Genomic DNA, 16052 nt, shown 5'->3' with positions numbered 1-16052 from the left:
TGTAATCGAGAGGCTATTTTAAGCGTTGTGAGTAGCGGTTTCCACTTAGTAAAAACATCGCTAATGTCGTTCCATTTTTGTGTGTAAAATGGCGTGCTTTTTACACACAACACCATTAGTTCCCCGGAGAATTCTATGTCTATGCTGAAAGGATTGCTGGTTGCAGCACTCCTGTTGCCCACGTTAGTTCTGGCGCAAGAAGCCACCGTAACTCAGGTTCATGACCAGCCTGCGGTGCGCGGCAGTATTATTGCTAATCTTCTGGAAAAACACGACAACCCTTTCGTGCTTTATCCCTATGAAAGCAACTACATTCTTTACACCGACACCAGCAATATTAATAAAGAAGCCATACAGAGCTATAACTGGGCGGATAAAGCAAAGCATGACGAAGTTAAATTTAAGCTGAGCCTGGCGTTTCCGTTGTGGCGTGGCATCCTCGGCGATAACTCTGTGCTGGCCGCCTCCTATACCCAGGACTCCTGGTGGCAGCTCTCCAACCGTGGTGGCTCTTCTCCCTTCAGGGAAACCGACTATCAGCCACAGATTTTTCTCGGCTGGGCAACAGATTACAGCTTTGCAGGCTGGACGCTGCGTGATGTGGAGATGGGTCTGAATCACCAGTCTAACGGACGCTCTGAACCCACTTCCCGTAGCTGGAACCGCGTCTATGCCCGATTTATGGCGCAAAACGGTAACTGGCTGGTTGAAGCTAAACCCTGGTATCGTCTCCCGGAAAGCGAAAATAATGACGACAACCCTGATATCACTAAGTACATGGGGTATTATCGCCTGACCGTGGGTTATCAGATGGGTGAAAGCATCTTCAGCCTGCAAGGTAACTACAACTGGAACAGCGGTTACGGCGGCGGCCAACTGGGCTGGAGCTATCCAATGAGCGAACACGTTCGCTTCTATACGCAACTCTTTAGTGGTTATGGTGAATCACTGATTGATTACAACCACCGCCAGACCCGTATTGGGGTTGGTGTGATGTTGAACGACCTGTTCTAATGCTTTTCTGGCGGCTGAATTTCTCAGTTCGCCACTCTCAGATTTGGGGAAGATGTGTCTACGGCTGTAGTGATTGATCAGGAAGCGCTGGCAGAGCAGGTTTTACAGGAAACCTTTGGCTACCAGCAATTCCGGCCGGGTCAGCAAACTATTATTCAGGCTTCGCTGAAAGGGCGTGACTGTCTGGTAGTGATGCCTACCGGCGGGGGAAAATCTCTTTGCTATCAAATCCCTGCCTTGGTGCGGGATGGGCTTACGCTGGTGGTGTCGCCGCTGATTTCACTGATGAAAGATCAGGTTGATCAGTTGCTGGCTAACGGCGTTACTGCCGCCTGCCTCAACTCCTCCCAGACGCGGGAAGAGCAGCAGCAGGTGCTGGAGGGGTGCCGCACCGGTCGGATCCGCTTGCTGTACATCGCGCCAGAGCGGCTGATGATGGATAACTTCCTCGATAACCTGCTGCGCTGGAATCCGGCGATGCTGGCCGTGGACGAAGCGCACTGTATTTCGCAGTGGGGGCATGATTTCCGCCCGGAATATGGTGCGCTTGGGCAACTGCGGCAGCGTCTTCCTGCCGTGCCGGTGATGGCGCTGACCGCGACCGCCGATGAAACCACCCGCAACGACATCGTGCGCCTGCTGCAACTGCACGATCCCCTTATTCAGATCAGCAGCTTTGACCGTCCCAACATCCGTTACACGCTGGTTGAGAAATTTAAACCCACCGAGCAGTTACTTCGCTACGTACAGGATCAGCGCGGCAAGTGCGGCATCATCTACTGCAACAGCCGCGCCAAAGTTGAAGATACCGCTGCGCGCCTGCAAAGTCGCGGCCTGAGCGTTGGAGCCTATCATGCCGGAATGGACAATGCGCACCGTGCTCAGGTGCAGGAGGCTTTCCAGCGTGATGATTTACAAATCGTGGTGGCGACGGTGGCTTTCGGCATGGGCATTAATAAGCCGAACGTTCGGTTCGTGGTGCATTTTGATATCCCGCGCAATATTGAGTCCTACTACCAGGAAACCGGCCGTGCCGGACGGGATGGCCTGCCTGCCGAAGCATTGCTGCTGTACGATCCGGCAGATATGGCCTGGCTGCGTCGTTGTCTGGAGGAGAAAGCACCGGGGCAGTTACAGCAGATTGAGAGCCATAAGCTGAATGCGATGGGCGCTTTTGCCGAAGCACAAACCTGCCGTCGTCTGGTATTGCTGAACTATTTTGGTGAGGGAAGGCAGCAACCCTGTGGCAATTGCGATATCTGTCTCGATCCGCCGCGTCGTTATGATGGCCTGGTTGAAGCCCAAAAAGCCCTGTCATGTATTTATCGTGTTGGACAACGTTTCGGCATGGGCTACATCGTTGAGATCCTGCGCGGTGCGAACAATCAGCGCATCCGTGAAATGCAGCACGACAAGCTGCCGGTGTACGGTATTGGCCGTGAACAGAGCCATGAGCACTGGATTAGCGTGCTGCGCCAGCTGATTCACTTAGGCCTGGTGACGCAAAATATTGCCATGCATTCGGCTTTGCAGCTGACGGAAGCGGCACGACCGGTACTTCGCGGTGAAACGCCGCTGATGCTGGCGGTGCCGCGCCTGGTCAGCATCAAGCCGCGCAGCAATTCTCAAAAATCCTTTGGCGGCAACTACGACCGTAAGCTGTTTGCCCGATTGCGCAAATTACGCAAGGCTATCGCTGACGAAGAGAATATCCCGCCTTATGTGGTGTTTAACGATGCCACCCTGATTGAAATGGCTGAGCAGATGCCGCTCACCGCGTCGGAAATGTTAAGCATCAACGGTGTTGGTCAGCGTAAGCTGGAGCGTTTTGGTAAGCCATTTATGTTGGTTATCCGCGAGCATGTGGATGGAGAAGAGTAATTATCTGTTAAGGAAATCAGAATGTTAATGTTATTTCTTACCGTTGCGTTGGTGCATTGCGTCGCGCTGATGAGCCCGGGTCCGGATTTTTTCTTTGTGTCGCAAACCGCAGCCAGCCGCTCCCGTAAGGAGGCGATGCTCGGGGTGTTGGGCATCACGATGGGCGTGTTGATCTGGGCTGGCGTGGCGCTGATGGGCCTGAATCTGCTACTGCAAAAGATGGCCTGGCTGCACCAGGCAATTATGATTGCCGGTGGATTGTACCTGCTGTGGATGGGCTGGCAGATGCTGCGTTCGGCGCGCCAGCAGCACAAAAATCCGCCCGTTCAGCAGGAGCAGGTTGTGGCACTTGCTCAGGGAGGACGCAGCTTTCTGCGCGGCCTTCTGACCAACCTGGCAAACCCTAAAGCGGTGGTTTACTTCGGCAGCGTGTTCTCGCTGTTTGTCGGTGATGACGTTGGCGCAGGCCAGCGCTGGGGGCTGTTTCTGCTGATTGTGGTGGAAACCCTGGCGTGGTTCACCCTGGTTGCCAGCCTGTTCGCTCTGCCCGCCATGCGCCGTGGTTATCAGCGCATGGCGAAATGGATTGATGGTTTTGCAGGAGTGCTGTTTGCCGGATTCGGTATTCACCTGATCCTGTCACGCTGAGTCAAACTGCCTGAGCGCGCCGTGCATGGCGTACTCAGGCGATGCGCCTGGCTGAGGCCAGCAACGCACCCACCGCCATAAACATGCCGCCAAAAAGTCGGTTCAGCAATTTCATTTGCCGCGGCCCTTTGATCCAGCCCGCGATGCGGGTGGCCAGCGTGGCGTAACCAATCATCACCAGAATATCGACCGCTATCGTGGTAATGCCCAACACCAGATACTGCATTGCCTGTGGCTGGTGCGGGATAACAAACTGTGGAAAAAGCGCGGCCAGAAAAACGATACTTTTGGGATTGGTCAGATTAACCAGCACCGCACGTTTAAACAGCCTGCGGCGTGGCATGACTTTTGCCACCGCCTGGAGATCAATTGCGCCACTGGTTCGCCACTGCTGAATGCCCAGCCAGACCAGGTATGCGGCCCCGGCCCATTTGAGCACTTCAAAGGCCAGCACCGACTGTGAAAACAGCGCACCCAGGCCAATTCCCACCAGCACAATGTGCGCCGCCAGGCCCACCTGTAAACCAGAGATAGAGGCAACCGTACCGCGATAGCCGTGGCTGATGCCCGTGCTCATGGTGTTAATAGCGCCGGAACCGGGTGAAAGACTTAAGATACTGGTAGTTAAAAGATAGGTCAGCCACCATTCGATGGTCATGGGTAACGCTCCCTGAACGCGCAGAAGTATGACACAATACGCCATTGTTGACGGTTGCGCTACGGGCTGAAAGCGGGCGGGGCGCATGGCTCGAAAGCTGGGAGACGTAAAGCCTGTGGAAAAGCAGAATAACGGCTGGGCCAGACGTGAAAAAGCCTTTGCGGCGTTTGCCAGCGGCCCGCTGCTGGACTTCTGGCGGCAACGGCAGGAGGGAGAATTTACCGGCGTGGGTAACGTAATGATTCGCTACGCTCGCTTCATCTCTCCGCAACATGACAAAGTTATTCTGCTCAGTCCCGGACGGATTGAAAGTTACGTTAAATACCCCGAACTGGCCTGGGATCTGTTTCATTCTGGCTATGATGTGGTGATTATTGATCACCGTGGTCAGGGCCGATCCGGTCGCTTACTACAGGATTCGCATCGTGGTCATGTGGAGTTATTTGATTACTACGTTGACGATCTGCAAACGCTGTATCAACGGGAGATTGCCAGCCGACCCTATCGTCAGCGTTACGCACTGGCCCACTCAATGGGAGGCGCTGTACTGACGCTGATGCTTGCCAGGCAGCCGTCAGCATTTGATGCTGCGGTGCTGGCGTCTCCGATGTTTGGTATTTCTCTGCCTTTGCCACAGTGGATGGCGCATCGAATCCTCGACTGGGCTGAAAAACGGCCCGTTTTCCGGGAAGGCTATGCTGTCGGCACCGGAAAATGGCAGCCGCGTCCTTTTAGCATCAACCAGCTCACTCACAGCCGTGAGCGTTATCGCCGCAATCTGCGATTTTATGCAGACGATCCCGGACTTCGCGTCGGGGGACCAACCTGGCACTGGGTGCGGGAGAGTGTTCAGGCAGGGAGACGTATTCTCACTACCGCAAAAGATATTTCCACGCCGCTGCTGCTGTTGCAGGCCGGTGAAGACAAAGTCGTTGATAACCTGGCCCAGGATCAGTTCTGCCAGGCGATGACCGCAGCAGGGCAGCCCTGTGAAGGAGGAAAACCGCAGGTTATCGCCGGTGCGCGTCATGAGATCTTATTTGAAAAAGACAGTATGCGTACCGAAGCGCTGGAGGCCATTCTGGCTTTTTTTGCGCGACACGCTTTGCACCACTCAGATACGGCTTAATAACGAGGGAGTGAACGCCCTTGCTGACAAAATTAACCAGAGGTTTTATGTACCCTATTGTTGCTTCCGATCTTGATGGCACGCTGTTATCCCCCAATCACCGTCTCTCCTCTTATGCCCGTGAAACGCTGCAACAGCTCACCCGTAAAGGGGTAAATTTTATCTTTGCCACCGGACGTCACCATATTGATGTCGCACAGATGCGTGACAGCCTGGGGATTGATGCTTTTATGATCACCTCTAACGGCGCGCGCGTGCACAACACGGCCGGAGAGCTGTTTTTCAGCCATAACCTCGATGAGGATATCGCCCGCGACCTCTATGCCATGCACTACAGCAATCCGGACATTTTCACCAATATTTATCGGGATGATGAGTGGTATCTGAACCGCCATCGCCCTGAAGAGATGGACTTTTTCTGTGAATCCAACTTTAACTACCAGATCTATGAGCCGGGCTCGCTGCCGACTGATGGCATCAGTAAGGTTTTTTTCACCTGTAACGATGCAGAGAAATTGATCCCGCTGGAAGAGGCGTTAGTTGCCCGATGGGGCGATCGGGTAAACGTCAGCTTTTCGCTGCCAACCTGCCTGGAAGTGATGGGGGGTGGCGTTTCTAAAGGACATGCGCTGGATGCGGTGGCGCACTCTTTTGGCTACTCCCTGGCGGACTGCATCGCTTTTGGCGATGGCATGAACGATAAAGAGATGCTGAACATGGCGGGCAAAGGTTGCATTATGAGCAACGCGCATCAGCGGTTGAAGGATTTACTGCCGGAACTGGAAGTCATTGGCAGCAATGCTGATAACGCTGTGCCGGACTACCTGCGCAAGCTGTATAACGTCTGAACATCACCCTTTTGCCCCGCTCATGCCGGGGCTAAAGGTTTCAGCGATGCAGGAAATGCACGGCTTTATCCGGGAAGTCGGTAAACAGGCCGTCCACGTCGGCCCTGTGGTAAAGCACCTCGTAGAGTTGATCGACATTGTTAACCCAGTCAGGTAATTGATCGGCGCGGACGGTGTAAGGATGCACCACCAGGCCGCTTTCATGCGCCTCTTTAACCATTTCTGTCAGGTGAACACGCCCTGTAGCCGAATCTTTGTTGACCAGCATGTGATAATCCGGTCCTGCGCCATCGACATATTTTGCCAGGATTTTCATCGCGCCGGGTTTAAACATCCAGTCGTAGCTGTAATTAACCCACTTGCCGTTCTGTTGTTGCCGGGTCTCCTGCCACTCTGTTTTTGCAATCAGCTGCACCAGCTTCAGATTCATTCCGCGCTGTGGCTCCAGCTCCGTTTTGATCCGTTTCAGCTCATCAAAATCAAAACATTGCAGGTAAATAAGATCGCTTTTACTGGTGTAGCCGTACTGTTTCAGCACATCCAGCACCCTGGCGGAGATGTCCTTACCTTGCTGGCGGTGAAACCACGGGGCTTTGATCTCAGGATAAATGCCCACATTTTTGCCGGTGGCGTGATTTAAACCCTGAATAAATTCGATCTCTTCCGCAAAGGTATGCACATGAAAATCTGATTTACCCATTGGAAAGCGGCCCGGAAAGGTCTGGATTTTGTGACCATTTTCAAGCGTAAAACCTTCGGTAAACTTCAGACCTTTAATTTCTTTCAGCGTAAAGTCGATGGCGTAAAAACGACCATCCTGCCGGGCGCGACCAGGGTAGCGCTCGGCCACGTCGGTGACCCGATCAAGATAGTGGTCGTGCAGGACCACCAACTGATCGTCTCTGGTCATCACCAGATCCTGTTCGAGGAAATCGGCCCCCTGAGCATAGGCCATCGCTTTAGCCTCCAGCGTGTGCTCCGGCAGATAGCCACTGGCCCCGCGATGTGCAATGACCAGCTTTGCCGTATCTGCCGCCATTACACACAGCGACGACGCTGTCAGAAAGCTTAATATCAGCATTCTAAGCATGATTTTTCTCCGCTGAACGTTTGTTCTCACTGAACATGGTGAGGATGAGCAGTAGCACCGACAGAATACTGCCCGCGATCATGATGATAAATCCGCCGTTCCAGCCAAAGTAATCCACGGTGTAGCCGACGAGCGTACTGGCAGCGACCGACCCGCCCAGATAGCCAAATAAACCGGTAAAGCCCGCCGCCGTTCCTGCGGCTTTTTTCGGTGCCAGCTCCAGCGCATGTAAGCCGATTAACATCACCGGGCCGTAGATTAAAAAGCCGATCGCAATCATACAGGCCATATCCACGCCGGGGTGACCGGGCGGATTCAGCCAGTAAACCACCGTGGCGACGGTCACCAGCAGCATAAAGAAGACGCCGGTTGCCCCGCGATTACCCCGAAATACACGGTCGGACATCCAGCCGCATAGGAGTGTGCCGGGAATACCGGCGTACTCATAAAGAAACCAGGCCCATGAGGATTTATCCAGGGTGAAATGCTTCACTTCCTTCAGATAAGTGGGGGACCAGTCGAGAATGCCGTAACGCAACAGATAGACGAAAACGTTAGCCAGTGCGATATACCACAGCAGCTTATTAGGCAGGATGTACTGCATAAAGATCTGTTTTGCGCTCAGTTCCTGTTCATGTTTTGCGTCGTAGTCGGGCGGAAAATCCTGTTTATACTCTTCAATCGGCGGCAGGCCGCAGGATTGTGGCGTATCACGCATCAATACACCGACGATTATTGCCACCACGATGGCGGCAAATGCGGGCATATAGAGCGCGGCTTTCCAGTCGTTAAACCAGGCCATACCCAGCAAAAACAGCAGGGGAGGAAGGCCGCCTCCGACGTTGTGCGCACAATTCCACACCGAGACGATGCTGCCGCGCTCTTTTTTTGACCACCAGTGGACCATGGTTCTGCCACAGGGAGGCCAGCCCATACCCTGAAACCAGCCACACAAAAACAGTAATACAAACATAATCATGATGCCGGACGTGGCCCAGGGGACAAATCCCATCAACAACATCACGGCAGCGGCAAGGATTAAACCGGCAGGCAGAAAAATGCGGGGATTAGAACGGTCTGAAACGGAACCCATAATAAATTTAGAAAAGCCGTAAGCGAGGGAGATGCCGGAAAGCGCAAATCCAAGATCGCCGCGCGAAAATCCCTGCTCCACCAGGTAAGGCATGGCAAGGGCAAAATTTTTGCGTACCAGATAGTAGGCGGCATAGCCGAAGAAGATGCCGATAAAAATTTGCCAGCGAAGTTTGCGATACAGCGGATCGACGTGTCGGGCGTCAACTGGCGGTCGATGTGGCGCAGGTTTAAAAATAGTGATCATGGCGGCCTCCAATGGCGCAGTTTATTTCTCTGTTCACGCCAGCTGGCGTGGGACGGAAACTGAATATCCAGGCGGGTAACACGATGTGTTGGTTTCGGCGCAGAGGATAAGGGCAAATTCCAGGAGGGAGTGTGAACAGCTACGCAAATGTTACATTTTTATGACAAAACATTTTTACAGGCCCGATCGGTGCGACAGCTGCTGTTCTGCGGAGGCTGATTCCGGTTCAGCAACGTTTACTGTTTTCTCAAAAACAGAAATGAAAACAATCTGATTGCTTATTAATCAATTGTAAACCAGAAATTTCCCTGTCGTTCGCCGAACTTCGTTACACTGGAGCCTCATTTCTTAGCAGAGTTTCTGATTGTGACGTTACTGATTGTCACCACAATATTGTGGGCATTTTCATTCAGCCTGATAGGCGAATATCTGGCGGGACAGGTGGACACGGTATTCTCGGTGTTAATCCGTCTGCTACTGGCGGCTGCGGTGTTTTTACCCTTTCTGCGCTGGCGCGGTTATCGTGCCTCTACTCTGTTGCTCTATATGGCGGTGGGCGCTTTGCAACTGGGGATCATGTATCTGATCAGTTTCCAGGCCTATCTTTACCTGAGCGTATCTGAGCTGTTGTTGTTCACCGTGATGACGCCGCTCTATATTACGCTGATTTATGATCTGCTCAGTGGTCGTGGTATCCGCTTTGGCTACCTGGTCAGCGCCCTGCTTGCGGTGGCGGGGGCGGCAATCATTCGCTATGACAAAGTCAGCGATCACTTCTGGTTTGGTTTGATGCTGGTGCAGCTGGCAAATATCTGCTTTGCCGTGGGAATGGTGGGTTATAAGCGTCTCCAGGAAACCCGGCCCGTGCCACAGCATACCGCTTTTGCGTGGTTTTATATTGGTGCGGCGGTGGTCGCGGTTATTGCCTGGCTGTTGTGGGGTAATCCCAATAAATTACCCACCACCACATTCCAGTGGGGCATACTAATCTGGCTTGGCGTGGCGGCATCGGGTTTAGGTTATTTTATGTGGAACTACGGCTCAACGCAGGTTGATGCAGGAACCCTGGGAATTATGAATAACATGCATGTGCCGGCAGGTTTGTTGGTTAATCTGGCTATCTGGCAACAAAAACCACACTGGCCGAGTTTTATTATTGGTTCTGCGGTCATCTTTGCCTCGCTGTGGGTGCACCGGCAGTGGATAATAAAAAGAAGCTGATTCTGCAATGTTATAAATGCCGGAAATGTTTTTTCCGGCATTACGTATTAAATCAGGGGCGTTTTATTTTATCAGCGCACTGAGTTGATCAACCCATGTGCTGATTGCGTCTTCAATTTTCGCACCAATTTTGCTACCCAGCTCTTCGCCATTTGTTTTTGCAGCTTCTTCAGTCGCGCCTAACGCACTGGAAAAAGAAGAGGTGAGTTTAAAAATTCCGGAGAAAAGCGAGCCGTACCAGCTGGAAACTCCATCCTGGATTTTCCCTGCGCCACTGACTTCCATAATTTGTGCAGCGTTTAATTCTTTCATAATGTATATCCTTTATACAAAAAAATAACGGAGAATATCTCCGGCAATAATTCTGCTTCTGCACAATTATATTGTCAATAATTAAAGTTTTTTATTTTCAGGGCGGGAGTTAATATATTATTATTTTTATATTTCACTTTTTCTGGATGTATTAAATTTAATGGCGACACTAATGTCGCCCGATAGTTAATTATTTTTTGATACGGGTGGGCGTAGTTTTAAAGTCATCCCTTTCAGAAAATTACGCAATATCTGGTCGCCGCAATCACGATAATTTTTATGGCCGGGCTTACGGAAAATTGCGCCAATTTCGGACTGACCAACAGCGAAATCTGCCAGTTTGAGCGTTTCAATAATATCGGTGGTTTTCAGATCGAAGGCCACGCGAAGTTTTTTCATAATAATATTATTGGTCATCTTACGTTCAATTGATGGCACCGGAGCATCTTCACTTTTGCCACGGCGCTGAAATATCAGACCGTTTAAAAAGTAGCCCATAATCACATCCGGACAGGGGCGAAAACCTGCTTCATCTTCCTTTTTCAGGAAGCTCCCCATCTCTGCTTCGTTAACCTGGCTTTCTGCCAGGGCAAGAATGGCGACCATCTGGGCATCATTCAGCTTCAGCATGTAGCGCACGCTGCGCAGGACGTCGTTGTTAGTCATAAAATTCTCATCAGAAAACAAGTGGCATCCGGCGCATTATAGAGACAAATGGCTGCATAACCAGTGGAAACCGCCAGCACAGCGCTGGCAGCGGTTTCAAAGTGGTGAAGAAGTAGGTAGCGGCGTGCCGGGCTGGGAGGCATCTCTGACGCCTGGCAGATGTTCACAGGCATGTTGACGGGCTGAACGAATAAAAGCGTCGAGCACGGCCTGGCGCTGTTCGCCGTCGCGAACCGCCGCGTATAAACGGCTCCACAAGCCGCCACCCAGCGTTTTTGTCACCACCAGTCCCTGATGTTCAAAACTTTCCACCACCCAATGTGGCAGGGCCGCAATGCCCATTCCGGCAGAGACCATCTGAATCAGCAGGAGTGTGTTATCGACACTTTTCAGCGCCGGACTGACGCCTGCGGGTTGCAGAAAATGACGCCAGATATCCAGACGCTGACGTTGTACCGGATAAATCATCAGCACTTCATCAGCAAGATCTTCAGGTGAAATATGACCGATCTGCGCCAGAGGATGGTCGGTCGCCAGCACCAGGCGGACTTCGTAGTCAAACATCGGCGAATAGAACAGGCCGCTACGCGGCAAAATATCGGAGGTCAGCACCACGTCCAGGTCGCCCTGCTGTAGCGCAGGCTGGGGATCAAAAGTAACCCCGGATTTAAAGTCCATCACCACCTGCGGCCAGCTCTGGCGGAAGTTATTCAGTGCCGGGGTTAACCACTGAATGCAACTGTGGCATTCGATAGCAATACGCAGCGTGGCCTGGTGCGGCTCATGGCAGGCCTGAAGCGCATGCTGGATCTGTGGCAGCACCTGTTCAGCAAGCTGAAGCAGAATATCGCCCTGCGGGGTGAAACGCAGGGGCTGGCTTTTACGGACGAATAAACGAAAGCCCAGACGCTGTTCCAGGTCGCTGAACTGATGAGATAAGGCGGATTGCGTCTGATGCAGCTGGGCCGCCGCCGCCGCCAGCGAACCCGTATTTCGCAGAGCCTGCAACGTCCGCAGGTGTTTAAGTTCGATCATGAGAGTCCTTCACATCGACAATGAACAAATTGCGCTTGTGGTGAATACAGTACCTGCGGATTATAGATGTGTAAACATCTGGACGTCTAAAAGCCCGGTAAACATGAAGACGGGCTGTAACTGAGGAAAGAACTGATGACCATTCTGAATCATACGCTCGGCTTCCCCCGTGTTGGCCTGCACCGCGAACTGAAAAAAGCCCAGGAGAGTTACTGGGCGGGTAACAGCACTCAGCAAGAGCTGCTGGCTGTTGGCCGCGAACTACGCGCCCGTCACTGGCAGCAACAGCGGGATGCTGGTGTTGATCTGGTACCGGTTGGCGATTTCGCCTGGTACGATCATGTACTGACAACCAGCCTGCTGCTGGGCAATGTGCCTGCCCGTCACCAGAATAAAGATGGTTCTGTCGATCTGGATACCTTATTTCGTATTGGTCGTGGCCGCGCACCAACCGGTGAGCCAGCGGCGGCGGCTGAAATGACCAAATGGTTTAATACAAACTATCACTACATGGTGCCAGAGTTTACTAAAGGCCAACAATTTAAACTGACCTGGACGCAGATTCTGGAAGAGGTGGATGAAGCACTGGCACTGGGTCATAAAGTAAAACCGGTTCTGCTGGGGCCGGTTACCTGGCTGTGGCTTGGCAAAGTGAAAGGTGAGCAATTTGATCGCCTCAGCCTGTTGAAAGACATTCTGCCGGTTTATCAGCAGCTGCTGTCTGAACTGGCGCAGCGTGACATTGAGTGGGTTCAGATTGATGAACCCGCTCTGGTTCTGGAACTGCCACAAGACTGGCTGGCGGCGTTCAAACCCGCCTACGATACGTTGCAGGGTAAAGTTAAATTACTGCTGACCACCTATTTTGACAGTGCCGCCACCAACATCGACACTATCCGCACGCTGCCGGTGCAGGGACTGCATGTTGATCTGGTTCATGGTAAGGATGATATCACGGTTCTCAATACCCGCATCCCGTCCGACTGGTTGCTCTCTGTTGGCGTGATTAATGGCCGCAACGTCTGGCGTGCCGATCTGAGCAGCTGGTTTGAACGCCTGCAACCGTTAACCGCTCAGCGGCGGCAGCTGTGGATCGGTTCCTCCTGTTCATTGTTACACAGCCCAATCGATCTGAGCGCCGAAACCCGCCTGGATGATGAAGTAAAAAGCTGGTTCGCTTTTGCGTTGCAAAAATGTGCGGAGTTGTCCCTGCTTAGCAATGCACTGAATAACAACGATCCACACTCTCTGGAGGCCTGGAGCGCACCCATTCGCGCCCGCCGTCATTCGGGCAGGGTACACAATGCCGATGTGGCCAAACGGCTGGCCGGCATCACTGCCAGAGACAGCCAGCGTGACAGTAGCTATGCCGTGCGTGCCCAGGCTCAGCGTGAGCGATTCCGCTTGCCAGCATGGCCGACCACCACCATTGGTTCTTTCCCACAGACTACCGAGATCCGTGGCCTGCGGCTGGACTTTAAACAGGGGCGTCTGGATGGCAACCACTACCGCACCGGCATTGCCGAACATATCAGGCAGGCGATTACTGAGCAGGAGCGACTGGGGCTTGATGTGCTGGTACATGGTGAAGCTGAACGTAATGACATGGTGGAATATTTTGGTGAGAACCTGGATGGTTTTGCTTTTACCCAAAATGGCTGGGTGCAGAGTTACGGCTCCCGCTGTGTGAAACCGCCGGTGATTATTGGTGACATCAGCCGCCCGCAGGCGATTACCGTTGAGTGGGCGAAATATGCGCAGTCACTGACCGACAAACCGGTAAAAGGCATGCTGACCGGTCCGGTGACCATTCTGTGCTGGTCATTCCCCCGCGAAGATGTTTCCCGTGAAACCATCGCTAAGCAGATTGCGCTGGCGCTGCGTGATGAAGTGGAAGACCTTGAAAAAGCAGGTATTGGCATTATCCAGATTGATGAACCGGCCCTGCGTGAAGGTTTGCCGCTGCGTCAGTCAGACTGGGCCGCGTACCTGGAATGGGCCGTCGATGCCTTCCGCCTGAATGCCGCTGTGGCACGGGACGACACGCAGATCCATACCCATATGTGTTACTGCGAATTTAATGACATCATGGATTCCATTGCGGCGCTGGATGCCGATGTCATCACCATTGAGACCTCCAGGTCTGACATGGAGCTGCTGGAGTCATTTGAACAGTTTGAGTATCCAAATGAAATTGGCCCGGGGGTGTACGATATTCACTCACCAAATGTGCCGGATGTGGCGTGGATTGAAGCATTGCTGCGCAAAGCTGCGAAGCGTATCCCAGTGGAGCGTCTGTGGGTTAACCCCGACTGCGGTCTTAAAACCCGTGGCTGGACGGAAACCCGCCAGGCTCTGGCTAACATGGTGAAGGCGGCGCAGAATCTGCGTGAAACCGAAGCCTGATGCGAATGAAGGGGCGCCTGGCGCCCCTTCTCTAAAATTGTTTTGCAATAAATTGGACCTGAGTAATGGCTCTTTTCAGGCTTTCTGATCTTTCAGAAGCTTTTACAGGATTCCATTTTTTTCTAACGAAATCACAAAGTAATAAATTGTATTCAACACCTTGAATAGCTAGTGTGCCTTTTTTAGCAATAAGTCCATTTTTAATTTTTCTTGGGGCCTTTTGAGCTAAGGAGAGTAAAGTGGCTTTAGGATTGGGCAATTCATCAGGTTTTACTGGAATGCGCCCAATCTTGTCTCCTAAAAAAGAATACATACCATCATGATCAGCAATTATCCAGGCTTCAATTTCTCTAACTGCAACTCTGAATATGAGTTTTTCTGGTTGGTTGATGTTTTTAAACCACGTTTTTTTTAAAGTTGGTGCACATGGCAATGTGTCTAAGTCAGTAATCATAAATACATGGAAATGTTCAGACAGATTACAAAAGTTATTTATTTTTGACTTGAGATAGCCGAAGCTATTTTTTCTCAATCTCTGATTGACAGAAAATTTCCCATCAGTTAGCTCAATGATTTTTACAGCCACTGCTTCACTGAGCTCATCTTCAGTTGCTATAGTTATGTATTCCATTACCATAATCCTAATTGTTCCACATCATCTGGTCTTGTCTTTTGTAATACAACTTCAGCGACAGAAAAACCACTTGTAATAGCTGCCGTTTCAGTGGGGTTAAGCTCTCGTATATTGCTTCCCTCCGATTTAGGTTCAAGTATTAATACGCCTTTTGCATCAATACCTAAATTACTTAAAAGAGCCTCGCTATGAGTGCTAATAATTAACTGACGTTTTCTTTTTTTATCTCTTTGCATACGCATTAGCACAGCGGGTATTTGTCGTACAATCGAATCATTAAGAGATAGTTCGGGTTCTTCAAGTAATAATAGCGAAGTTCCGTCTAATATTGACCAGAAAAGACCCAGCAATCGTAATGTTCCATCAGAGAAATGTTCTTCTCTTAGCCATCCTGCATTTGGTCTGTGATGAGAATATAAGGCTTCCAGATGAGGTCGGCCAGTAATTGGGTCTTGGACAAATCTTATATGTTTGAATTGGGGAATTGCTATGCTTAACGCATTCTCTATTTTTTTTAGACGACTATCTCTAATTCTTTTTGTTGTTTTTGCGAGCCGCTCAAGAAAACCCTGACCAAAGGGGTCATCTTCTAATAGCTTACCCCCCATCACATCACCAAATTTTAATAATTGAGGGACGAGATGGAGGTATGTGGTATCGCTGAAAAAGTCAGGCACTTCCCTGAACTCAGAATTCGCCTGGATTTGTTCCATCGAGGTTTGTGTTAAGCGCATCGGATCGTTCATATCAAGATTGTCTGGACGATTAATTATTCTTATCTCATTATGCCAAACTTGTTCTTCTTTTATTAGCGTTCTTTGAGCTCCTTTACCTTCTGGGCCAAAAGATAATATGTAACGCCATATTGACTTTGGTGACTCTAAATTATCTGAAAGAGTTATTTCAATTCTGACTTCTGGAGGGCGGCGTGCATGAAGACATCTTAACTTAGGAATGCCTCCTCGATCTGAAATAGCCTTCTGAAGGCCACCACCTTGTGGCTTGCATATATCTCTTAAAAATCTAAACACATCCATTAAATTTGATTTTCCAGATGCATTGGGACCTAAAAGCCAGGTGCATTCATGAATTGGAATATCAATTTCGATAAAATTACGCCAGTTCCTGATTTTTAAATGTGTGATATACATTTACCGACTCCCTTTTATTA

General features: G+C 51.1%; 15 protein-coding genes. 7 read left to right on the top strand and 8 right to left on the bottom strand.

Features of this window, described 5'->3' with window-relative positions; all coding sequences use genetic code 11:
• The first annotated feature begins 135 nt into the window (after window positions 1-135).
• Genes pldA through rhtC form a run of 3 tightly spaced genes read left to right on the top strand, consistent with a single transcriptional unit; the run spans window position 136 to window position 3543 of the window.
• Complete coding sequence (gene pldA, locus BG55_RS14405) at window positions 136-1014, top strand: phospholipase A (RefSeq protein WP_034938864.1); 879 nt, start codon at window positions 136-138, stop codon at window positions 1012-1014.
• Window positions 1015-1068: 54 nt separating this feature from the next.
• Window positions 1069-2895 carry an ATP-dependent DNA helicase RecQ gene (recQ, locus tag BG55_RS14400; protein WP_034938861.1) on the top strand — a complete coding sequence of 609 codons (1827 nt, stop codon included), beginning with the start codon at window positions 1069-1071 and terminating at the stop codon, window positions 2893-2895.
• Window positions 2896-2916: 21 nt separating this feature from the next.
• The gene (gene rhtC / locus BG55_RS14395; RefSeq protein ID WP_034938858.1) at window positions 2917-3543 is read left to right on the top strand and encodes a threonine export protein RhtC; all 627 of its coding nucleotides are present in this window, start codon (window positions 2917-2919) and stop codon (window positions 3541-3543) included.
• A gap of 34 nt (window positions 3544-3577) precedes the next feature.
• On the opposite strand, the gene rhtB is transcribed toward rhtC, so the two are convergent.
• Window positions 3578-4201, bottom strand: a complete 624-nt coding sequence (rhtB, locus tag BG55_RS14390) for a homoserine/homoserine lactone efflux protein (protein ID WP_034938856.1) — start codon at window positions 4199-4201, stop codon at window positions 3578-3580.
• An 85-nt stretch (window positions 4202-4286) separates the two neighbouring features.
• On the opposite strand from rhtB, the gene pldB reads away from it, so the two are divergent.
• Both pldB and yigL read left to right on the top strand, forming a co-directional pair.
• Entirely contained in the window at window positions 4287-5330 is a 1044-nt protein-coding gene (gene pldB, locus BG55_RS14385; protein ID WP_052018864.1) for a lysophospholipase L2, read from the top strand.
• Window positions 5331-5377: 47 nt separating this feature from the next.
• Window positions 5378-6178 carry a sugar/pyridoxal phosphate phosphatase YigL gene (gene yigL, locus BG55_RS14380; RefSeq protein WP_034938853.1) on the top strand — a complete coding sequence of 267 codons (801 nt, stop codon included), beginning with the start codon at window positions 5378-5380 and terminating at the stop codon, window positions 6176-6178.
• Window positions 6179-6218: 40 nt separating this feature from the next.
• Here the strand turns inward: yigL and glpQ are convergent, their stop codons facing one another.
• Together glpQ and glpT are read right to left on the bottom strand one after the other, a co-directional pair.
• Window positions 6219-7259 (bottom strand): glycerophosphodiester phosphodiesterase, encoded by a 1041-nt coding sequence (gene glpQ, locus BG55_RS14375; RefSeq protein ID WP_235192767.1) that lies wholly within the window; start codon window positions 7257-7259, stop codon window positions 6219-6221.
• A gap of 1 nt (window position 7260) precedes the next feature.
• Window positions 7261-8607 (bottom strand): glycerol-3-phosphate transporter, encoded by a 1347-nt coding sequence (gene glpT / locus BG55_RS14370; RefSeq protein WP_034938847.1) that lies wholly within the window; start codon window positions 8605-8607, stop codon window positions 7261-7263.
• A gap of 366 nt (window positions 8608-8973) precedes the next feature.
• Between glpT and BG55_RS14365 the strand changes: the two genes are divergently transcribed.
• Window positions 8974-9828, top strand: a complete 855-nt coding sequence (locus BG55_RS14365; RefSeq protein WP_034938844.1) for a carboxylate/amino acid/amine transporter — start codon at window positions 8974-8976, stop codon at window positions 9826-9828.
• Window positions 9829-9891: 63 nt separating this feature from the next.
• On the opposite strand, the gene BG55_RS14360 is transcribed toward BG55_RS14365, so the two are convergent.
• From BG55_RS14360 to metR, 3 genes are all read right to left on the bottom strand, one after another.
• Complete coding sequence (locus tag BG55_RS14360; protein WP_034938841.1) at window positions 9892-10140, bottom strand: hypothetical protein; 249 nt, start codon at window positions 10138-10140, stop codon at window positions 9892-9894.
• A gap of 186 nt (window positions 10141-10326) precedes the next feature.
• On the bottom strand, window positions 10327-10806 hold the full coding sequence (locus tag BG55_RS14355) for a YehS family protein (RefSeq protein ID WP_034938906.1): 480 nt from the start codon (window positions 10804-10806) through the stop codon (window positions 10327-10329).
• A gap of 96 nt (window positions 10807-10902) precedes the next feature.
• Window positions 10903-11841: an HTH-type transcriptional regulator MetR gene (gene metR, locus BG55_RS14350; RefSeq protein ID WP_034938839.1), complete on the bottom strand. Its 939-nt coding sequence runs from the start codon at window positions 11839-11841 to the stop codon at window positions 10903-10905.
• A 135-nt stretch (window positions 11842-11976) separates the two neighbouring features.
• On the opposite strand from metR, the gene metE reads away from it, so the two are divergent.
• Window positions 11977-14247, top strand: coding sequence for a 5-methyltetrahydropteroyltriglutamate--homocysteine S-methyltransferase (gene metE / locus BG55_RS14345; protein WP_034938836.1), 2271 nt, complete (start codon window positions 11977-11979; stop codon window positions 14245-14247).
• A gap of 31 nt (window positions 14248-14278) precedes the next feature.
• On the opposite strand, the gene BG55_RS14340 is transcribed toward metE, so the two are convergent.
• Together BG55_RS14340 and BG55_RS14335 are read right to left on the bottom strand one after the other, a co-directional pair.
• Window positions 14279-14878, bottom strand: a complete 600-nt coding sequence (locus BG55_RS14340; RefSeq protein ID WP_160170861.1) for a DUF4276 family protein — start codon at window positions 14876-14878, stop codon at window positions 14279-14281.
• Window positions 14878-16032, bottom strand: coding sequence for an AAA family ATPase (locus tag BG55_RS14335; RefSeq protein WP_034938831.1), 1155 nt, complete (start codon window positions 16030-16032; stop codon window positions 14878-14880). Before BG55_RS14335 ends, BG55_RS14340 begins: the two co-directional genes overlap by 1 nt.
• Window positions 16033-16052 lie beyond the last annotated feature (20 nt).

Source organism: Erwinia mallotivora, assembly GCF_000590885.1.
GTDB lineage: Bacteria > Pseudomonadota > Gammaproteobacteria > Enterobacterales > Enterobacteriaceae > Erwinia > Erwinia mallotivora.
The sequence above is the reverse complement of the archived record's forward strand: the minus strand, read 5'-3'. Positions and strand labels throughout refer to the sequence as shown.

Excerpts from the sequence above, each read along its gene's own strand:
- pldA (WP_034938864.1), top strand. The coding sequence starts at position 136 with ATGTCTATGCTGAAAGGATTGCTGGTTGCAGCACTCCTGTTGCCCACG.
- rhtC (WP_034938858.1), top strand. The coding sequence starts at position 2,917 with ATGTTAATGTTATTTCTTACCGTTGCGTTGGTGCATTGCGTCGCGCTG.
- rhtB (WP_034938856.1), bottom strand. The coding sequence starts at position 4,201 with ATGACCATCGAATGGTGGCTGACCTATCTTTTAACTACCAGTATCTTA.
- pldB (WP_052018864.1), top strand. The coding sequence starts at position 4,287 with ATGGCTCGAAAGCTGGGAGACGTAAAGCCTGTGGAAAAGCAGAATAAC.
- yigL (WP_034938853.1), top strand. The coding sequence starts at position 5,378 with ATGTACCCTATTGTTGCTTCCGATCTTGATGGCACGCTGTTATCCCCC.
- glpQ (WP_235192767.1), bottom strand. The coding sequence starts at position 7,259 with ATGCTGATATTAAGCTTTCTGACAGCGTCGTCGCTGTGTGTAATGGCG.
- glpT (WP_034938847.1), bottom strand. The coding sequence starts at position 8,607 with ATGATCACTATTTTTAAACCTGCGCCACATCGACCGCCAGTTGACGCC.
- BG55_RS14360 (WP_034938841.1), bottom strand. The coding sequence starts at position 10,140 with ATGAAAGAATTAAACGCTGCACAAATTATGGAAGTCAGTGGCGCAGGG.
- BG55_RS14355 (WP_034938906.1), bottom strand. The coding sequence starts at position 10,806 with ATGACTAACAACGACGTCCTGCGCAGCGTGCGCTACATGCTGAAGCTG.
- metR (WP_034938839.1), bottom strand. The coding sequence starts at position 11,841 with ATGATCGAACTTAAACACCTGCGGACGTTGCAGGCTCTGCGAAATACG.
- metE (WP_034938836.1), top strand. The coding sequence starts at position 11,977 with ATGACCATTCTGAATCATACGCTCGGCTTCCCCCGTGTTGGCCTGCAC.
- BG55_RS14340 (WP_160170861.1), bottom strand. The coding sequence starts at position 14,878 with ATGGAATACATAACTATAGCAACTGAAGATGAGCTCAGTGAAGCAGTG.
- BG55_RS14335 (WP_034938831.1), bottom strand. The coding sequence starts at position 16,032 with ATGTATATCACACATTTAAAAATCAGGAACTGGCGTAATTTTATCGAA.